The sequence below is a fragment of the Crocosphaera chwakensis CCY0110 genome (genome assembly GCF_000169335.1).
GTDB classification, from domain to species: domain Bacteria; phylum Cyanobacteriota; class Cyanobacteriia; order Cyanobacteriales; family Microcystaceae; genus Crocosphaera; species Crocosphaera chwakensis.
Genome location: NZ_AAXW01000080.1, coordinates 1 through 18,959 on the forward strand (window position 1 = coordinate 1; position 18,959 = coordinate 18,959).

Annotated in this window: 21 protein-coding genes and 2 pseudogenes; 12 read left to right on the forward strand and 11 right to left on the reverse strand. The window is 37.1% G+C overall.

The features are described 5' to 3' along the window. Positions 1 to 2 precede the first annotated feature (2 nt). Together CY0110_RS24990 and CY0110_RS24995 are read left to right on the forward strand one after the other, a co-directional pair. A complete protein-coding gene (locus CY0110_RS24990) occupies positions 3 to 281 on the forward strand; it encodes an SH3 domain-containing protein (RefSeq protein ID WP_008278410.1) in 279 nt (92 codons plus the stop codon). A 373-nt stretch (positions 282 to 654) separates the two neighbouring features. After that, complete coding sequence (locus CY0110_RS24995) at positions 655 to 1,482, forward strand: DUF2267 domain-containing protein (protein ID WP_008278411.1); 828 nt, start codon at positions 655 to 657, stop codon at positions 1,480 to 1,482. 136 nt (positions 1,483 to 1,618) lie between these two features. On the opposite strand, the gene CY0110_RS25000 is transcribed toward CY0110_RS24995, so the two are convergent. Together CY0110_RS25000 and CY0110_RS31490 are read right to left on the reverse strand one after the other, a co-directional pair. Then, on the reverse strand, positions 1,619 to 2,062 hold the full coding sequence (locus tag CY0110_RS25000) for an Hsp20/alpha crystallin family protein (RefSeq protein WP_008278413.1): 444 nt from the start codon (positions 2,060 to 2,062) through the stop codon (positions 1,619 to 1,621). A 29-nt stretch (positions 2,063 to 2,091) separates the two neighbouring features. Further along, positions 2,092 to 2,217 carry a hypothetical protein gene (locus tag CY0110_RS31490; RefSeq protein ID WP_269720039.1) on the reverse strand — a complete coding sequence of 42 codons (126 nt, stop codon included), beginning with the start codon at positions 2,215 to 2,217 and terminating at the stop codon, positions 2,092 to 2,094. Between the two features lie 301 nt (positions 2,218 to 2,518). Here CY0110_RS31490 and CY0110_RS25005 point away from each other — a divergent pair, with 301 nt between their 5' ends. Together CY0110_RS25005 and pheA are read left to right on the forward strand one after the other, a co-directional pair. Further along, entirely contained in the window at positions 2,519 to 3,070 is a 552-nt protein-coding gene (locus CY0110_RS25005) for a L,D-transpeptidase (protein ID WP_008278414.1), read from the forward strand. A 149-nt stretch (positions 3,071 to 3,219) separates the two neighbouring features. Continuing rightward, positions 3,220 to 4,086, forward strand: coding sequence for a prephenate dehydratase (gene pheA, locus CY0110_RS25010; RefSeq protein ID WP_008278415.1), 867 nt, complete (start codon positions 3,220 to 3,222; stop codon positions 4,084 to 4,086). A 43-nt stretch (positions 4,087 to 4,129) separates the two neighbouring features. Here the strand turns inward: pheA and CY0110_RS25015 are convergent, their stop codons facing one another. Further along, on the reverse strand, positions 4,130 to 4,768 hold the full coding sequence (locus CY0110_RS25015; RefSeq protein ID WP_008278416.1) for an LON peptidase substrate-binding domain-containing protein: 639 nt from the start codon (positions 4,766 to 4,768) through the stop codon (positions 4,130 to 4,132). Positions 4,769 to 5,060: 292 nt separating this feature from the next. Beyond that, positions 5,061 to 7,193 carry a DNA helicase RecQ gene (recQ, locus tag CY0110_RS25020; protein ID WP_008278418.1) on the reverse strand — a complete coding sequence of 711 codons (2,133 nt, stop codon included), beginning with the start codon at positions 7,191 to 7,193 and terminating at the stop codon, positions 5,061 to 5,063. Positions 7,194 to 7,497: 304 nt separating this feature from the next. Here recQ and gpmI point away from each other — a divergent pair, with 304 nt between their 5' ends. Then, positions 7,498 to 9,096, forward strand: coding sequence for a 2,3-bisphosphoglycerate-independent phosphoglycerate mutase (gene gpmI, locus CY0110_RS25025; RefSeq protein WP_008278419.1), 1,599 nt, complete (start codon positions 7,498 to 7,500; stop codon positions 9,094 to 9,096). Positions 9,097 to 9,134: 38 nt separating this feature from the next. Continuing rightward, the gene (gene secG / locus CY0110_RS25030; RefSeq protein WP_008278420.1) at positions 9,135 to 9,374 is read left to right on the forward strand and encodes a preprotein translocase subunit SecG; all 240 of its coding nucleotides are present in this window, start codon (positions 9,135 to 9,137) and stop codon (positions 9,372 to 9,374) included. 151 nt (positions 9,375 to 9,525) lie between these two features. Here the strand turns inward: secG and CY0110_RS25035 are convergent, their stop codons facing one another. From CY0110_RS25035 to CY0110_RS25050, 4 genes are all read right to left on the reverse strand, one after another. Beyond that, entirely contained in the window at positions 9,526 to 10,413 is an 888-nt protein-coding gene (locus tag CY0110_RS25035; RefSeq protein ID WP_008278421.1) for a phosphatidate cytidylyltransferase, read from the reverse strand. Positions 10,414 to 10,556: 143 nt separating this feature from the next. Further along, entirely contained in the window at positions 10,557 to 11,147 is a 591-nt protein-coding gene (gene cbiT, locus CY0110_RS25040) for a precorrin-6Y C5,15-methyltransferase subunit CbiT (protein ID WP_008278422.1), read from the reverse strand. 193 nt (positions 11,148 to 11,340) lie between these two features. Beyond that, positions 11,341 to 12,195: a sulfotransferase domain-containing protein gene (locus tag CY0110_RS25045; RefSeq protein WP_008278423.1), complete on the reverse strand. Its 855-nt coding sequence runs from the start codon at positions 12,193 to 12,195 to the stop codon at positions 11,341 to 11,343. 14 nt (positions 12,196 to 12,209) lie between these two features. Beyond that, a complete protein-coding gene (locus CY0110_RS25050) occupies positions 12,210 to 12,755 on the reverse strand; it encodes a Uma2 family endonuclease (protein ID WP_008278424.1) in 546 nt (181 codons plus the stop codon). 168 nt (positions 12,756 to 12,923) lie between these two features. Here CY0110_RS25050 and CY0110_RS25055 point away from each other — a divergent pair, with 168 nt between their 5' ends. The 4 genes from CY0110_RS25055 (at position 12,924) to CY0110_RS25070 (ending at position 15,306) form a co-directional block, all read left to right on the forward strand. After that, positions 12,924 to 13,724: a pentapeptide repeat-containing protein gene (locus CY0110_RS25055; protein WP_008278425.1), complete on the forward strand. Its 801-nt coding sequence runs from the start codon at positions 12,924 to 12,926 to the stop codon at positions 13,722 to 13,724. Positions 13,725 to 13,809: 85 nt separating this feature from the next. After that, complete coding sequence (locus CY0110_RS25060; RefSeq protein ID WP_008278426.1) at positions 13,810 to 14,664, forward strand: universal stress protein; 855 nt, start codon at positions 13,810 to 13,812, stop codon at positions 14,662 to 14,664. Between the two features lie 101 nt (positions 14,665 to 14,765). Then, on the forward strand, positions 14,766 to 14,858 hold the full coding sequence (gene psaM / locus CY0110_RS25065) for a photosystem I reaction center subunit XII (RefSeq protein ID WP_008278427.1): 93 nt from the start codon (positions 14,766 to 14,768) through the stop codon (positions 14,856 to 14,858). 112 nt (positions 14,859 to 14,970) lie between these two features. Next, entirely contained in the window at positions 14,971 to 15,306 is a 336-nt protein-coding gene (locus CY0110_RS25070) for a slr1601 family putative cell division protein (protein WP_008278428.1), read from the forward strand. A 107-nt stretch (positions 15,307 to 15,413) separates the two neighbouring features. Here the strand turns inward: CY0110_RS25070 and CY0110_RS31195 are convergent. The 3 genes and pseudogenes from CY0110_RS31195 to CY0110_RS28995 form a co-directional block, all read right to left on the reverse strand. Beyond that, positions 15,414 to 16,032, reverse strand: a pseudogene (locus CY0110_RS31195) (Rpn family recombination-promoting nuclease/putative transposase); the annotation flags it as partial. A gap of 102 nt (positions 16,033 to 16,134) precedes the next feature. Further along, a pseudogene (locus tag CY0110_RS29505) lies at positions 16,135 to 16,273 on the reverse strand (DUF2887 domain-containing protein); the annotation flags it as partial. A gap of 39 nt (positions 16,274 to 16,312) precedes the next feature. Next, the gene (locus CY0110_RS28995) at positions 16,313 to 16,654 is read right to left on the reverse strand and encodes a zinc ribbon domain-containing protein (RefSeq protein ID WP_332306414.1); all 342 of its coding nucleotides are present in this window, start codon (positions 16,652 to 16,654) and stop codon (positions 16,313 to 16,315) included. Between the two features lie 34 nt (positions 16,655 to 16,688). On the opposite strand from CY0110_RS28995, the gene CY0110_RS25085 reads away from it, so the two are divergent. After that, positions 16,689 to 17,801: a tyrosine-type recombinase/integrase gene (locus tag CY0110_RS25085; protein WP_008278431.1), complete on the forward strand. Its 1,113-nt coding sequence runs from the start codon at positions 16,689 to 16,691 to the stop codon at positions 17,799 to 17,801. Continuing rightward, positions 17,801 to 18,959: tyrosine-type recombinase/integrase (locus CY0110_RS25090; RefSeq protein WP_008278432.1), on the forward strand; the 1,159-nt coding region annotated here is incomplete at its 3' end. The genes CY0110_RS25085 and CY0110_RS25090, both read left to right, overlap by 1 nt.

Below are 18,959 nucleotides of genomic sequence, written 5' to 3' on the forward strand. Positions count from 1 at the left end.
CTATGAATGCTCAACAAGGGCCTGGATGCAATTCCTATGATAATTGTCCACGGGGAGGGGAAGCTTATTATGGGCGCATTTGCACCAACAGTTCTGGGGGTCGTCTTAATGTCAGAACTGGGCCTGGAACTAACTATCGTAGTGTAACGCAGGTTCCTAATGGAACGACAGTTCCTGTGTTTGACAGAGCCAGTGGTCAAGATGGTCAGTCTTACACATGGCAGCGTATTAATTATAACGGCGTACAAGGTTGGGTTCGTTCTGACTATGTTTGTGATTAGGTAATTTCTAGTCAATTTACCAACAAAAATAATAAAGAGTCCCATAGTCAAGTGTCTCTAGGACAAGAGTTGGCCGTTGATAACTTCATCGGCCACTTAATTTGTCTAATCAATTAGAACTGATAACTGATACCAAATCCGCTTATTTTAGTAGAGTAACATTTTTTCTCCCTGCTCCCTGCTCCCTGCTCCCTGCTTCAAGACTTAATACTATACTATCTAAAACGGATCTAGTATGATAACTGCTTACTGTTCAAATATCTCACTAACGATAGATGAATAATTTCTAACTAATGATGGATGGAGACTTTGTTAACTTTTGTTAACGTGGAAATGAGATATATAAATTCTAAAGAACTCAAAGGAGTCATTAATGCCTATTAAAATAAGAGAAGATATTGCTTATATTCTGTTAGACAAAATTAATCAAGCTAATCAAAAGGGAAGCGAAACAGTAGACTTCAATAATACAGACTTTACAGGAAGAAACTTAACCGTTTCTGACTTCCTAGGACAATTAGATTATTTCAACCAAAAAGGTTACATTGACGCAGAATTTACAGGGAATGCTTATGCAAAACAAGAAGATGTTCCCTCATTAGTCGAAGCAGACGATATTGATTTTCGTATTGCTAACACATTAGGTGCGCCTGATGGACCGTTACCCCATTTAATCCGTTTCAAAAAAGCTTCTTTAACCGAAAAAGGTCATAAAGCTTTGCAACGTTTACAAGATAATTATCCCAAAGCCTTAGAAAAGGGTCCTAACGTTCCTATTGCAACTAAAGACTTACCTTTCCTTGAGAAAGTTCAACTAAAAGCGGAACTTCCTGATATTTTCGATGCAAGAGATTTAACCATTATTGTGTATCGAACCTTGCGAGATTTGATGACAACAGAATCATCAGAGAAAGTTAAATCAGAATTCAAAGAAGAGAATAAAGAAGAACTTCATGAACTTTGGAAAGATAATAATCCTTTGGTATCTTGGTTAAGCAAGATTCGTCCTCCTCTTAACTTTGATGGTCAAACCTTCTTAAGACGTATCGAACAAGAGGGTGGTGTACCTCGTGGAACTGACGGTGTGAAGGTAATTAAAGCGGTTTTCTCTGCTACCAAAGAAGAGTTATCCGATGCAATGAAACAAGAAATCGAAGCAGTATTACCTGATAATATCAAAAATATTTGGCAAGCTGCTTAATAGTTAGGGCAAGAATAAGATAGATAAGTAATGTAGAGACGTTTCTATGAACGTCTCTACAATATTTTATGGATAGATAATAGAATGGAGTAGTGGACAATTTTAACTTTAATTTAAAATTGTCCACTCAACATAACTACCCAAGGTTAACTTTAACCACTTTATTCTTTTCTTCTTCAGCTTTAGGTAAGGTTAGATGTAAAATTCCATCTTTGTATTCTGCACTGATTTTTGTATTATCAATGAGAGCAGGTAAAGCAATGGAACGAGAAAACTTACCATAACGGAACTCACTTCGAGTAACACCGTTTTCCTCTGATTTAGCTTCTTCTTTCCGTTCCCCAGTAATATAGATAGCTTCTTTTGTAGCTTGAATATCTACATCATCAGCTTTAATTCCAGGGAGTTCCAACTTGAGCATTACCGCTTCATCAGTCTCGGAAAGTTCAGCAGAAGGAGCAAAGGTTAGTTCTTTAAAATCCCTTGTTGAATTACTTAACCAACCTTCATCAAAAAGCTGATTCATTTGACGTTGTAAAGCGTTCATTTCTTTCCAAGGGTTATAACGTACAAGTGCCATAGTTGTTATCTCCTAAGTTTGCTTATTGCTTATTTTTTCTTTGTTGTCTTCATCTTAACCGTAGAAAAACTCCCAGACAATACGGTTTTTTCGACCCATAATGGTGTAATTTGCGCTCTGATAAGTAAACGGATGATTCCCTTCTCGTTATTCATAATCTCAACAACAAAAACAGATACGATTACAAATCTTTGTAAATATAAGCCTTTAAAAATCCCTTAATTAAAAAGAATTATAAAAAAAATCAAAGAAATTTCCTAAAATCAGAAACTCGAAGATATATTGGTAATTAATCATAGGTGTGAGAGTGTTATAGCCTTGTATTTATTCATTAAATGCAATTGTCCCGAAGTAAAAAGATTAGCTGCTAATTGAGGAGAATTTTCTTCAAGCTATTCTTGGGATTTGGTTTGAATATTGAAGTTTTGTTGATAGAAAAATAAGGAATAAAAAATTATGACTCGTTGGGTATTTCCTTCTGTGTTGTTAGGCTTGTTCTCTTCTTTAATGACACCTAACAATGTAGCGATGAGTATAGAGACTGAACAAATAGCCTATAATATGGGGCGACCTTGCAATACCTGTTTACATTTAGTTCCATCGGGGATGACAAATCAACAGAAAAATCCTATTTATTTTCTCAGAGTTTATCATCAAGGGCAGCTTTTATATACTTTTGAAACTGTTTCTGGTCGTTATTTTACTCAAACCAGAAACCGTAATCAAGCAGGAACAGAAGCACCTTTACCTGATGGAAATTATCAAATCAGTTCTCATACTGTCCCAGGAACGTTAGCTGAAGTTGGGGGACGTTTTTTACCTGTTTATCCCCAATTTTCTACAGGTAGAAGTGCGTTAGGCATCCACTATGATCCGAGTTACAATAAAGGTAATGGAGAAGATGGCACAGCCGGTTGTATTGGTTTGAGTTCTCGCGGACATTTTTCCACATTAGTAACATTTATTGAAACTTATAAACCTCAATTATTAGTTGTGGATATTCAATAAAGTAATTTTTTCACCTCTTAACAAAAAGAAATAAATTAGGAGAAAACTTCTTCTAAGTTATAACTTTCTTTAGAATGAATCAAACGGGGGGGATGACGATGATATAAGAATATGATAAATGTGTAATTTTATCTCTTTAAAACGCACTTATGGTCATTTCTATCGGTCATCTTGGCCCCGTTGGGACGAATGCAGAAACAGCAGCTTTAGCCTATGCTCATTGGTTAGAAGAAAACCAGGCAAAAGCTTCTTTATTATGTCCTTATCCGAGTATTGCTCAAACCTTACATTCTGTAGCTAGGGGAGACACTAATAAAGCGGTGGTCCCAGTAGAAAACTCAACAGAAGGGAGTGTGGCCATTACCTTAGACACATTATGGCAACTCGATCGCCTAAAAATTCAACAAGAGGTAGTGTTACCCATTATTCATGCTTTCTTTTCACGGGGAACTTCTCTCAATGGGATAAAAACGGTGTATTCCCATCCTCAAGCTTTGGCACAATGTCAACGATGGTTGCAGCAAAACCTTCCTAATGTCGCTTTAATTCCTACTAATTCTACCACCGAAGCTTTACAAAAAATCAGTCTCGAACCCACCGCCGGAGCGATCGCAGCACCCCGTGCAGCCAAACTATACCATGTTCCTATTTTAGTCAATCACATTAATGATTATCCTGATAACTGTACTCGTTTTTGGGTAATGACCTTAAACCCTACGCCGACGGTGGGGAGTCGTATCTCTTTAGCATTCAGTGTCCCTGCTAATATTCCAGGTTCTCTGATGAAACCGTTACAAGTCTTTGCTCAACGCAATATTAACCTAAGTCGCATTGAGTCTCGTCCCACCAAGCGATCGCTAGGGGAATATGTCTTTTATCTTGATGTTGAAGGAAACCATGAAGATCCCAACATTAATGATGCGCTCAATGATTTAACCTCCCACACAGAAGTGATTAAGATATATGGTAGTTATCCTGTCTTATTTCTTAAAGAAACGGATCTTGAGCAACTTTAAGGTACTACCATCAGTTTGGATATGGTCACTGTCAACTGATAAGCTATTTAAGCACATCTTTTAAGGCGGTTCGTGCAGCTAAATGATTACGGGTAGAAGTTAAAATTTCAATTTCCCGTTCTAGACGAGCTTTGGTTTCTTGCATCTCTAACAATAGTTGCTGTTCTGCAGCCACTCCATATAAATTACCAGCAACCCAGTAAGATAATTCTACAGGAAGTTCTGGCAAATCATCGGGTAATTCAATTTTTTGATCGGTTAATTTGGCTGAAAGGCGCACTACATCCCGTAACAACTGGCCGACTTCAGTGGCCATCGGATAAATATTTTCTGTGCTTGGCTTATCTTCGATCCATTCTACTAAACCAACCCGATAAGGTTTTTCTCGGACATATTCAAGGATACGAAACCGTTGCTGCCCCATCGTTAAGATTTTCATGCGATCGTCGGGGAGACGTTGAAAACGAACTAACTCCGCACAAGAACCCACTTTAGCAATTTCTCCATTGACGGGATTAACCATGACCACACCAAAACGGCGATCCTCTTCTAGAATAGTATTCATCATCATGCGATAACGAAACTCAAAGATATGCAGAGGAAGAGGACGACCAGGAAATAATACGACTTCAGGTAAGGGGAAGATAGGAAGTTCTCGAACTGCAAGGGAAGAAGATGTCATAATAATCAAGCGCGCATTTTAGCTTTTATTTAATACTGTAACTGATTTTCTCCATTAGATCAGGTATGTTCAGCAAAAAAGTCAGTTAAGCAGAATTTTTTATCTTCATTTTTTGAGAATTTCAAGGTTAATATTTAGTATTAGCAACTTTTCTAATGTTTAAAATCTTTTTTTTGTCTAGAAGCGTTAGTATTATCTTTATTAAATATATTGTTGGGACTATATTTGTCACAATTAGTATTATTATAATGAGATAAAGTCTCAACCTTTATTAAGTCTTATATCAAGTCTTTTAATCGTTTTTTCTGTGATACCAAGCCCTAACCACCCTTAGTTCGTTATAACTATAATTATCTCCTAAGTTATTTTTTAAGAGGGTTAAAGAACCATCTCCAAGGGTTTGAATACATTTAATAATCATCTCTTTTTTTTCTTCTGAAATAAACTTATCAATATCAATAGGTTGCTGCATTTCAATTAATTCAGCAATATGAGTATAAATAGTGGATTCTTTTAAGTTTCTTCTTTCGGCAATTTCTGAAACGCTTAACCCTTGTTGATATAATTGTAAGGTAACCATGTTGCTTGATGTCGGTAAAGGAGTAGGTAAACTTTGCTGTTGACAAAATTCCCTAATTTCTGATACAAAACTATCGCCATATTGTTGTGTTTTGTAAGCAGTTACTCCAGAAATTTTTTTAAATGCGTCTATAGTTTGAGGTTTAATTTGTGCCATTAATCTTAAACTCGAATCTGCAAAAACAACATAAGGTGCAACTTTATTTTGATCGGCTAAATGTTTTCTTAATTGTCGTAGTTTATGCAATAATAAATCACTTTCTGCTTTTCTAGGACTATAATCGTTTGATGCTTTCGAGGTTAAAGATTTTGCGATAGCAATTTCTACTTTTCGCTCGTTTCTAAAGATTTCCCAACTATACTTATTCAATTTTAAAACAGAAAATCCGTCCGTAGTTTCGTTGACAAAACCTTGATGAATTAAAGAACGCCCTAACATCTTCCATTCTGCGGCACTTTTATCTTTTCCGATGCCATAGGTTGATAATAAATGGTGTCCATACTTTTCAACTTTTTTCTTTTTAGACCCTCTTAAAACATCAATAATATGACTCATACCAAATCTTTCTTGGCAACGAGCAACACAGGATAAAAATTTTTGTGCTTCAATTGTCCAATCTTCAACCGGTTTAGGATGTTTACAATTATCACAATTATCACACTTTCCTTTATATTGCTGTCCAAAATACCTTAAAACAATACTTCTTCTGCATTCGGTTCCTTCTGCATAATCTACCACTTGTCTTAGCTGTTGACGACCGACTCTTTGCTCTTTTTCATCAATTTTTTGATCGATTAAATATTCAAGGCGTTTCAAATCTCCGAAACTGAAAAATAAGGCGCAGTTAGCCGGTTCTCCATCCCTTCCTGCACGACCTGATTCTTGATAATAACTTTCTAAGTTTCTCGGTAAATCATAATGAACAACAAAGCGAACATCTGGCTTATTAATTCCCATTCCAAAGGCAATCGTTGCTACTATGATTCTCACATCATCCCGAATAAAACGAGTTTGATTGGTTGCTCTCTCATCATCATACATTCCTGCATGATAGGGCAAAGCGTCAATTCCGTCTTGTTGGAGTCGTAAAGCGATGGTTTCTACATTCTTACGACTTAAACAATAAATAATTCCTGAGCCTTCTTGATTACGAATATAATTTAGTAACTGAGTATAACTTCGTCTGGATTTTTGTTGAACTTCATAATATAAATTAGGACGATCAAAACTCGCTACATGAACTGTCGGATTTTGTAACCCCAACTGTTCAATAATATCTGCTCTTACTCGTTTCGTTGCGGTTGCAGTCAACGCAAACATAGGAACTTTGGGATAACGAAAACGTAACTGTTTCAACTGTCGATATTCTGGACGAAAATCATGACCCCAAGCTGACACACAATGAGCCTCATCAATGGCAAAAGCAGATAAGCCAACTTTCTGCTTCAAAAAATCTAAAAAATTTAAAAAGTTATCATTTAATAATCGTTCTGGCGCGACATAAACTAATTTTATTTTACCTTTCAAAATAGCATTTTCCCTTGACTGTAATTCCTCTCGATTTAATGTACTATTTAGAAAAGTTGCTCCAATACCATTGTCCAATAAAGCATCAACTTGATCCTGCATTAATGCAATAAGGGGAGAAACCACAACACAGACACCAGATTTTAATAAAGCAGGAAGTTGAAAACATAAAGATTTACCGCCACCAGTAGGCATAATAATCAATAAATCCTTATCATTTAACGCTTCGTTAATAATCTGTTTTTGACCGGAACGAAATTGATCATAACCAAAAAAATATTTAAGGGCATTTTCTAAACAATTAAACTGAGATATCATAAGAGAAAAACCGACTTTTTAAAGATTTCATGACCAAAGTAAATGTAAGCTTATCTTAAAGTTTATCAAAGTTTCATGATAAAAGTCTAAAAAGCTTAATATTAAAACCTTCAAAGCTAAGGAAAATGGTTACTTCTTGGTTTAAAGAAATCATAAGATTAGAATGATAGAAAAAATTATCCGCGTAATCACTAAATAATAGAACAAAAAAAGTGATTAGCAATACAGACAAAATACTAGATAATTTTAAGTCAAAATGTTATGATAAACAGGCACGGCAATATAGAATAATAGGTGAATTAACATGGCACAAGCACCTGTATCTCCAGTGGTGCTGGTAATTTTAGACGGCTGGGGTTATCGTCAAACCAAAGATAATAACGCCATTGCAATGGCCCAAACTCCAGTAATGGATTGCCTGTGGACCACCTATCCCAGAACCCTAATTCGGACATCAGGTAAAGATGTTGGCCTTCCCCAAGGACAAATGGGAAATTCAGAAGTAGGGCATCTTAATTTAGGTGCAGGCCGCATTGTCCCCCAAGAATTAGTAAGGATTTCTGATGCGGTAGAAGACGGAACAATATACGAAAATGAAGCTTTAGTAACCCTCTGTGAAGAAGTGCGATCGCGGAAAGGAAAATTACACCTCATCGGTTTATGTTCGGAAGGAGGAGTCCATTCCCATCTTAATCACCTGTTAGGACTGCTGAATTTAGCCCAAAAGCAAGGATTAGCTGATATCTGCGTTCATGCCATTACCGACGGAAGAGACACCAACACCACCGATGGAGTTAAAGCGATCGCCAAAATTAGTGATCATATCCAAGAACTAGGAATAGGGCGCATTGCCACCATTAGTGGCAGATATTTTGCAATGGATCGCGATCGCCGTTGGGACAGAGTGAAATTGGCCTACGATATGATAACCCAAGACGGCGTGGGTGATGGTCGTTCTGCTGTTGAAGTGCTAGAAGATTATTATCGTCACGATAAAACCGACGAATTTATTCCCCCTACTCGCATTGCCCCCGGTGCTATTGAATCAGGAGACGGGGTAATCTTCTTTAATTTTAGACCGGATCGAGCCAGACAACTCTCTGCTGCTCTCACTATGCCTACTTTTGACGGATTTGAGCGGGAATTTATTCATTCCTTAAGCTTCGTAACCTTCACCCAATACGATCCCCGACTCCCGGTTAATGTAGCCTTTCAACCCCAAAACCTCAACAATATTTTAGGGGAAGTGGTCGCCGAACATGGACTAAAACAATTTCGAGTCGCTGAAACAGAAAAATATCCCCATGTCACCTATTTTTTTAATGGAGGTTTAGAACAACCTTTAGAAGGAGAAGAAAGGGAACTCATTCAAAGCCCCATGGTGTCCACTTACGATCAGTCTCCGGCCATGTCTGCCGAAGCCGTAACCAAAGCAGCCTGTAAAGCCGTAGAAAAAGGGATTTATTCTCTGATAGTCATCAACTACGCTAACCCTGATATGGTGGGTCATACTGGAAACACAGAAGCAGCCATAGAAGCAATTGAAACCGTTGATAACTGTTTAGGTAAATTACTATCAAGTATCAGTAAACTGGGGGGAACTGCTCTTATCACCGCCGATCACGGTAACGCAGAAACCATGAGAGACGAAAACGGCAACCTCTGGACGGCACACACCACTAACCCAGTTCCTTTAATCTTTGTAGAAGGAGAAAAACGGAAAATTCCCGGACACGGCGGGTTAGTTGAACTCAGAGACGACGGCAAACTGGCCGACATTGCTCCGACTATTCTCCAGATTCTACAATTACCCCAACCCGCCGAAATGACAGGGCGATCGCTCATTGAACCAGCAGAAGTCGAAATGAGACAAAATCGTACCCCTGTTCGTATCGCCCGTTAAGGTAAGATGAGAAAACATAAACAATTGTTAATAAAACGATGACACTACCACAAATCATTCAAATTATTTGGACAATTTCAGGGGTTTTATTGGTGGTTCTCATCCTCTTACACAGTCCCAAAGGTGACGGTTTAGGAGGTATCGGAGGGCAAGCACAACTATTTACCTCAGCTAAAAGTGCTGAAAAGACCTTAAATCAAATTACCTGGACACTCAGTACCGTTTTTATCGCCTTAACCATTGTCTTAAGTGCTGGGTGGTTAAGCCCTCAAGGGTAAAATCAATCAGTATAGGGTGGGCAATGCCTACCCTGATCTCAAAAGTAGATGACGCAAAATATTACCTAAGATTTTTCATGATTAGGTAAAATCTTATTTAGAGGAAATACTACTTAGTTAATAGCTAAGTGGCATATTTAGAGAACCATTGTTACTGTAACAATGGCAAGAATAAAGTTACAAAATAATAGACCAATGGGGCAGTAAAAACATAGCTATCTGTTCTATCTAAAATACCACCATGACCCGGAATTAATTGACCCGAATCTTTAACCCCGGCATCCCGTTTCATCATCGATTCAGTTAAATCACCCAATAAACTAACAATACCAATTAATACCCCTAAAATCATTCCGGTCACATACCAGTAAGGCCATTCTAAATACCAAGCCCCAATTTCTCCGATGAGAATACTTCCTAATAACCCGAAAAAAGCCCCTTCCACTGTTTTTTTAGGACTAATATCAGATAAACGAGTTCTCCCTAACCATTTTCCCATAATATAAGCCCCAATATCGGCAGCCCAAATACAACCAAAGGCCAAACAGGTGACGGTTAAAGCTGGCGGAAATAATTTCGGTTCGTTCCAAGATTCAGGCCAATAGCCCATCAACGGTAAATTAATACTGGCTACATTAACAGTAGGGGCAGTATGGGCAAACCCGACTCGTAATCTTACCCAATAACTGGGTAAATATCCGCCATAAAATAGCCCCAAAACTGAGGTGGAAATATCGGCGATGGTGGCTAGTTTCGGTTGAAATAATAGGTAAAAACAAATTAAGGCCCCAGTCAAGGGAAATAAAGCATCCGTTAGGGGTGAGGCGATCGCAGAACTGATTAAGAGTATTTGAGATACTACTAGAGTGGTTTTAGCAGCCGGAGCAATTCCTTTAGCCCTAACTAATTGAAAATACTCCAGTTGTCCTAAAAAAACGATCACACAGAGTCCGAGGGTGAAGTACCATCCCCCGATAATTAACATCCCTAAGGCAAAGACAATGGCGATAATGGCCGTAATAATTCGAGTCCAAGGCATAATAGTAGAAAAAGATTAAGGTGAGGAGTTGTCAGGCAAAAACATTAAGGATTACTTATGAAAGGTTAACAAATTTCTTCCCTTTTATTCTAGAAATTTCCCAGAATTTATAGTAATTGCCCCTTTTATCAGCATACAAAAGGTTAAAATTTTTCACCACTGAGAATAAAAATGGGATCAACGGCCGCTAAGGTTTGATAGATGCCTTTGGTTTCTAAACGGTTTACCGCTCCTTGAACTACCTCTATATTCCGTGCTTGTAGGGCTGCTAAGCCCTCTGAAATGAGATAAAGGTTTTCTAGGTTAGAAGCAGTAGCTACTAGCCTTCCTTCGGGCTTTAATCGTTGCCAAACTTCCGTTAAAATATCTTTGATGGGTCGCCCTCCTTCAAGACAGACGCGATCGGGTAAAGGTTTTAATTGATCAAGACAATCGGGTGCCTGTCCTTCAAAAATCTTTACATTCTGCACTTCAAAGCGATCGCAGTTGCGACGAATGAGATTAACCACGTCTTGATCCCGTTCAACGGCAATAACCTGACTATCGGGGCATAATAAGCCTATTTCAATGGGTATAGTTCCAGTTCCTGCACCAATATCCCACACTACTGAGTCTTGTTTTAATCTTAACGCAGAAATAAGTAATAAACGGACTTCTCGTTTACTGAGGGGAATACCTGGCAAACGTTCAAAGAGATCGTCAGGAATACCAGGGGTTTTATAAGGCCAAAGCATAATTTTACAACCGTTCGGTAGTTAAATAGAGTAACAATTTGTAGCAATATGTGAATTATTTTTTATTAATTCTTTATCATTATATAGATTACCAAATAACTCAAACATATCAAGAAGGGAGTATTTATCCTCTTGCTTTCCCAAAAATGGAAATTGAGGTTAAAAAATTGATAGGTTTAGAATAATCAATAATTTAAAAAGACCAGAGATGTTTTAAATGTGTTCCAGCAGTTCTCATCATAAATTTATCTGTTAATCTTTGCTGTTGTTCAGATGAAAAATAATTTTTCCAATCTCCGACTTCTCCTTTACGAATAAAAGAAGGCATATTGTCAGGACGTTGACTTGACCAACGTTGTTGATCTTTTTTCATATTTTTTAAGCTACTATTTAATATAATCTTATTTAAAATTTCATTATTTTCTATACAGTTTAAATAATTGCCCTCTAAAAAATTGGCTATTTCTATAATCGTCATTTTTATGTTACTTTTCATCCCTTCGTAGGTAAAAAATAAAACATTTTCATCATCTTTATGTTTATACCAAGACAATAAATGATCAAAATAATCTCCAAAGTCAACTTCTCCTCTTATAAAGCATTCAAAAAAATCGTTAAAAGTTCCTTCGGCAAAATCATAATGTTTAATAAAACCCCTAGTATGATGATAAAAGGAAACAACACAATCAAAGGGATTTCTGGCGACATAAATATATTTTGCTTGTGGATTATAAGGCGTTAACTGATAAGGAAAATGGGTTTTAATAACCCTTGGTTGAGGTAACTTTTCTATGGTTTCTTTTCCCACTTCTTCTAAATGAGGGATATAAGTTTCTAACTTTTCTAATGGAGATAAAGGTTCCCCCTGATGCTGCATTAACCAGAGAATATATTGTGTCCAAGTGGTACCACATTTAGGATAAGTGACGAGGAAAATGTCTGACGGTTGAGCTTTATATTGTAGTGCAGATATAAAGCCTTCAATGGGAAATCCCATAGGCATTAAAAAGCCATCATGATTGTAATAACTGGGTTTTTTTCTAGTCATTATCTTATTAGTAGTTAATTTCCTAAGAGAGTATTGACTGAAAGATTAATGTGAGGAAAAGATAAAGGAGAAATGAATCCAGTTTGATAGTCTTTTTTAATTTGATACTCATTAGTTTGAGGGTTTTGAAAAACTTTTAATATTTTTGAATTAAGATCAATGACCCAATATTCTTGAATATTAGCATTAGTATAAATTGTTCTTTTTATCCCTAAATCTTTACTTAGGGTACTATCAGCAATTTCAACTAACCAATAAATATCTTCAGGGTAAGGATGATGATTAAAATACAAATTATAAGGGGAGCGAACAATAGCAATATCTGGTTCAGGTTCTGAGTCAGTTAAAGTAATAGGATGAGCTTCTCTAATAACTGCTTTCTCCCCTAAAATTGCGCGAAGATAGGTAACACCAATATGATTAATTGAAGTATGAAAAGAACATTCTGGACTCATTTGTAGTATTTCTCCTGCAATTAATTCAACGGGGCGATCGCTTAAAATTCCGGCCTCAATCATTTTGTGATAATCTTCTACAGACCATTTAGCAAGACTGTACATAATTATTATTAATTCCTATCAAATAGTAATAAGTTTAATGTTTATTTCGACTATATTAGCACATCTGTATAAAGCGAGAATAAAGAGTTTATATTAATAAAAAAAACGAAACTGTTACCATAATTTGCTAAACTATTAACAAAGAGAATTAAAAGAGTAAGTATAGTTATGGCAAATCAAGAACATTTAGCCCTTTTAAAAAAAGAAAAAAACTGGATAAGCTGGCGCAAAAACAACCCTCAAATCAGTCCAGATTTACAAGAGATTGATTTGACAGGAAAAAATCTTAAACAAGCTCATTTATGTGGAGTTAATCTAAGTCAAGCCAATTTAGAAAACGTCAATTTAAGCCAAGCAAACTTAGGTAAAGCGGATTTAAATCAAGCTAATTTAACCTCAGCTAATCTTAGTTATGCTCACCTAGAACAGGCAAACTTAATCGGAGCAAATTTACAACAAGCCAACTTAATACAAGCCTATTTATCTGAAGCTAATTTAATCGGAACCTCTCTAAGAAATAGCCAGATTCAAGAAGCTAATTTTAGTCGCGCCCGACTCAATCGTACCAATTTGAGCGAAGCTTATGGACGGAATACTAATTTTTGTGAAGCGGATCTTTCGCGATCTACTCTATACGAAGCAGAACTACAAGGAGCTTATTTTTATCGAACAAATTTATCTCAAGCGCAAATAATTCAAGGTCATTTATATCAGAGTTATTTATGCCAAGCTAACCTACAAGAAATTAAAGGCGATCGCCTCGATTTAAGATGGAGTTATTTATGCCAAGCTAACCTACAAGGAGCCAGTTTACAAGGAGCAAACTTAAGTTATGCTAATCTGAGCTATGCCAACCTACAAGGAGCCAACTTACAAGGGGCAAAATTGAGAGGAGCTAATTTAATTGGAACTAACCTAGAACAGACTAACTTAAGTGAGGCAAACTTAACAGACACCATCACTGCTTAATAATTTGTTAAATATGAGGTAAAAAAATCGCAGTATTCTAATATTTATAGACAGCTAATCACGGTTAATAATTGAGTTTCAATTCATGCTGGAAAAAATCTTATACGCTGACTCAGGAACTGGAACTACTCAAGAAATGCTTAAAGTTTTGATGGATCTTCCTGCCATTAAAAAAGCATCCCTAAATATTCTTCATGTCGTTCCCCCCCAAATTACCACCGATGAGATCGCCACCAAATGGGAAGAAGGAGGCAAATTAATAGCAGGCATCCTCGACAAGCTCAAACTTGACCCGACCCATGTCTCTACCATGTTACGTCAAGGAGATCCCAAAGACACAGTGTGTCAGGTAGCCGATGAAATCAACGCAGATTTAATTATTATGGGGTCACGGGGACTTAAACGCCTCGAAGCGATTTTAGAAAAATCTGTTAGTCAATACGTCTTCCAACTGACAAACCATCCCATGTTGTTAGTTAAGGATGATGTTTACGTTAAAAAGATTAAACGGGTCATGGTTGCCCTCGATAAGTCGCCTGCTGCCCAATATGCCTTAGACTTAGCCTTGTATTTGCTAAGAGACTATCCTGAAGCAGAGTTAATCTTAGCACGAGTGAATCCTGATATTAAACCAGAATTACTCCCTCTCTCTAAAGCAGAGATGGAAAATAACCCCATTGTGGCAGAAGCAGCTACTAAAGTGAAGCGGATGGGAATTTCCTATCGTTGCGCGGTAACAGGGGGTCGTCCAGGTGAACAACTGTGTCAGTTAGCAGAGGAATACAACATAGACTTATTGTTGTTGGGATCACCTGATCGCCGTCCTTCTGTGGCCAAAGCATTACCGGACTTGGATCGCCTATTAGGAACCTCTTTATCTGATTATGTCAGGGTTAATGCCAATTGTCCCATCCTCTTGGCCCGCAAAGAAGGCATCTAAAGAGACAGAAAGTTAAATCTTTGTAACAAGATGTTTCACAAACGGTCAGTAATGATGCAAAGTAATGGTTAAATCAGTCCTATTCTAGGAGATCACCATCCATGTTATCTGATACCCAAGTGTTAGTTGCTTTAGTTATTGCTTTAGTTCCTGGGATTCTTGCTTTTCGCTTAGCCACGGAACTTTATAAGTAACTGTTTCGTTTAATAAAACAGATACCGATTCATCCCGACAGAAACAATAATTTAATGTTTTTGTTTGGGGTGAATGGTCTATTGTAGATGAGTTATCTGTTTAACTATGTCCATGTCTAGACAGCGTCGTTCTTCTCGTCGTCAAACCGTTCCCACGTCTCACCCAGAACATCAATGGGTAGCCACAGAAATTACTATTAAATTAGTCATCAACGGCATTTTATCAGCCGTTGCACTGTTTAGCTTGTTCAAATTAATTCCCTATCAATGGTCACAACAAGCGCAGTTAAAAGAAATTAAAGTCGAAGTTGAAGAAACAGAAAAACGAGTTTCGCAGTTAAGAAATGATTTTCGTCATAATTTCGATCCCCATAAAATTGATAAAGTAATGCAAGAACAAAGTCCCCGTTTACAACCTACGCAAAGACGGATTTTTTGGTTAAATTAGTAAAGCTAAGAAGAAATAGAATTTGATTTCAAATTTGTATTCAATGTTCTCCTAGTTTATGTGGGAGATTTTTGTGAGTTGACCATAAAGTTAGGTGCGAGGAGGGTTTAAAAACCTTCTTTTTTTTGTATATTTCTTACCTGTTCAATGTCTAACCTCTAAAGCTTTGGCTACTTGTTCAACTGTTAACCCTAATGCCAACAAACGAGGAACAGTCTCTAGTTTATTCTCAAGTCTGCCTTCCTCACGAGCTTCTTGACGAACATCCTGAAAATATTGAGTTTGCTTTAATTCATCTAGGCTAAACATCTTTTCTACCTCCCTACGACTTAAACGGGGTCACTTATAGACAAGAACTGTCTCTATCAATTGTAAAAGTTCTTCGGGCTTTTGATCTGGTGTTAACTCATTTCTGACTCTTTGAATCAGTTGACGGGTAGCATCAATGGCTTCTCCTTTAGGTAAAGTAATTAACTGTACTGTTGTTAACCCAACTGAGGTTTGATTCAGGTTTTCTAATTCATCTAGATAAAGGCGAATCACTCTACCAGAGGTTAACATATCTTGATAGCGTTGGATGTTATCTGTTTCTACTTGACGGTTGGGATAAATAATTACCCCATGCCAATCATTGGTTAAGTTGGTTTTACTTAGATATAAGAAAATTTCTGCAAAGAAGCGACCGTAAAAGTTATCGTCTTTTTGAAACTGCACTTCACAGAAGTAATACTAGATCCGTTTTAGATAGTATAGTATTGAATCTTGAAGCAGGGAGCAGGGAGCAGGGAGCAAAAATGTTACTCTACTAAAATAAGCGGATTTGGTATAAATGGGTATACTAGGATTGTTGTCTTGCGGTAGGAATACTCCGTCAATGCGAAAGGATAATTGTTTAACCTCGAATCAATTCAAAGAAAATAGAAGGAAAAGATTGAAAGAGACGGTAAAAGATAGTATCTGTTTTCATCCTTACTTAATAACTAAAGTAAGGTTTCCGACGCTGATTTCATACAGCGCGGGCTTTCTGTAGCCCTGAATCTAATGGACAAGCCAACAAATTCGAGCCTCTAGGCAACATTACACTTTGCCCCACTAAAGCTATCATCGACGAGCCGTTTAAATCAGCATCCCCAATCCATCCACAAGCCTTATTGCTACACTTAAAAGACTTATTATTTCTAAGTCCAATATGCAGACAACAATGGCAAGTTTGGGATGTATATCTTGGGTTAATTGCTATTACCTCAACCCCTTCTTTAATTCCTTTATATTCAAGATTATAACAACAATAATTATATATTCCATAATAAAGATAAACAACAACAACACTCCCTAAATTTTGTGATATAGTTAGAAAGCAAAAAACTTACACGATGTAGATAGTGCTGAAGTTAGAAAGAGCAATAGATCCTCACACAGAGGAAAGGTTCTGCTGCATATTCGACTCACAAACTTGCTTACCAGTCGAGCCTATTCAGCGATACCTAAATTATTGTCATAAGCGACAATTAGCCTCAAATACAGTCAATACTTATGCTTGTCGCCTTCTCGATTTTTGGCAATGGCTAGAGTACAAATCCCTTAACTGGCAAGAGGTAGGATTGAATGAACTAGCAGACTTTGTAAATTGGTATCTGCTAGGTGGGGAAGTAGAAGTCATCACAGAAGACGTAAGAGAAATTATGTCAAAACGCAGTCCACGCACAGTTAATCTAGCCATTACCGCCGTGCAAGGATTTTACGAATTCCACACTGTAGAAGGTAGGGTAAATGAAAAGCATTTTATGAAGTTAGCACACGGTTGGGGTAAACGAGGCGGTTTCTTACGAGGCATTGTCAAAAGCAGTCCAAGTAAACGGAAACGAATTAAAGTCAAAGAGCCTAAAATCTTTCCTGGGTGTCTAACTGATGAAGAAGTAACTCAGTTAGCAGATGCTTGCTATAGCTACAGAGATCGTTTGATAGTTATGCTTTTGAGAGAGACTGGCGTAAGAAGGGGAGAATTATTAGGATTGCATTTGGTAGATGTGGCCGATTTTGATAGTCGAGGCAGAATTCGCATTATCAGACGAGATAATAACCCGAATGGCGCAACAGCTAAGGGGACAGAGCGAGAAATACCAATCATCCATAACCGAGATGCGGTTAAAGAGACATTTCATGCCTACTTATTGGAAGAATATCCACCTGAAGCCGAAAAATTGGAACATGGAATGCTTTTCGTCAACTTAGAAGGTGAATACATTGGTAAACCAATGTCTAGTGCTAGATTAAATAGCCTATTTTATCAATTAGAAAAGAGGACAAGTATTAAAGCTCATCCTCATCTTTTTAGACATACTTTTGCTACGAGAATGCTGCAAGCAGGTTATCTTGACCAATATGTACAGCAGTTATTGGGACATAAATCTATTGGTACAACTAAAGATATTTACTCCCATGTGCTAGACGAAATGGATTTGGGAGCTTTATTAGAAGGAGAGGAGCAAGATTAATGGAAGCAAAATTGTCTTTTAAATCGTTTCAAGAAAGAGTTTTTCAATCAGAACTAGGACAGCTTTGGAATCAAGACCCACTATTAAAAGAAGACATTTGGGCTTTAATTGATTTGGGCTACAGCCAAGAGGACTGTGCAATAAGAGGTAGCAAAAATATTTACTTTAAAAGATTTTCTTTGCCGTGGCTCAAGCTATTGGCCAAACTAACTATTAAAGCAAGAATTAGAGAACGTCACTCAGTTAACACAGTTTTGATAGATGTTAGCGTTCTAGGTCAATTAGATGAGTTTTTGATTTCAAAATCTTATTATCAGCCAACAGAATTAAATGATGCTTTACTGCACGAATTTGTGAGTAATGGAAATATTGAACAGCGTCAGGGTGTTTTATTTTATGCTTTGAATATTTGGGCTGAAGAGAATTGGTTAAAAGTTCAGTTTATTCCTCGTAAAAATGTCAAGCTTATACCTAAAGTAGAATTTATTCCCGAAGAGGTTCTGCATCAGGTATATGAAAATTTTGATGTGTTTCCTCCAATGCTGGAAAGATTATTTCGCTTACAGTTAGTTTTAGGCTGCCGAATTGGAGAAATGCTTAGATTTCCCAGACAGTGTTTAAAGCAGGATGGAAAAAATTGGTTTTTATTACGTTGGATAGAAAAAAGAAAACAGTGGAAGTTTTTTCAGGTTCATCCTTTAGTAGCAGAATTAGTATCTGAACAACAGAAATTTCTCAATAATCAATTTGAAAAAAGTTCAAATTTTGATAAGCTTTTTTGTTGGTTATCAACAGGTCAAAAATGTATTGATAATCCTGACAATACTGAATATCAAGCCAAACAATTGCCAACACTTCATATTAACCGATGGTTACGATTTTTCAGTCAGGCAGTTGATTTACGAGACAAACAAGGAAATTATTTTCAACTTCAAAGCCATATGTTCAGGCGGACTAAAGCAAGTGTCATGGCTTACTGCGAAGCAGAGGATGAGTACATTGCTGCGGTTTTAGGTCATGCTTCTCTAGATATGCTACCTCACTATCGTAAACGTTCTTTGGAAAGATTAGAAAAAGAAGCTAACACCAAAGGTTATGTAGATATGTACGGTCGTGTCAGTGCTTTTATTTTAAACCAAGAAAACGCAGATACGAAAA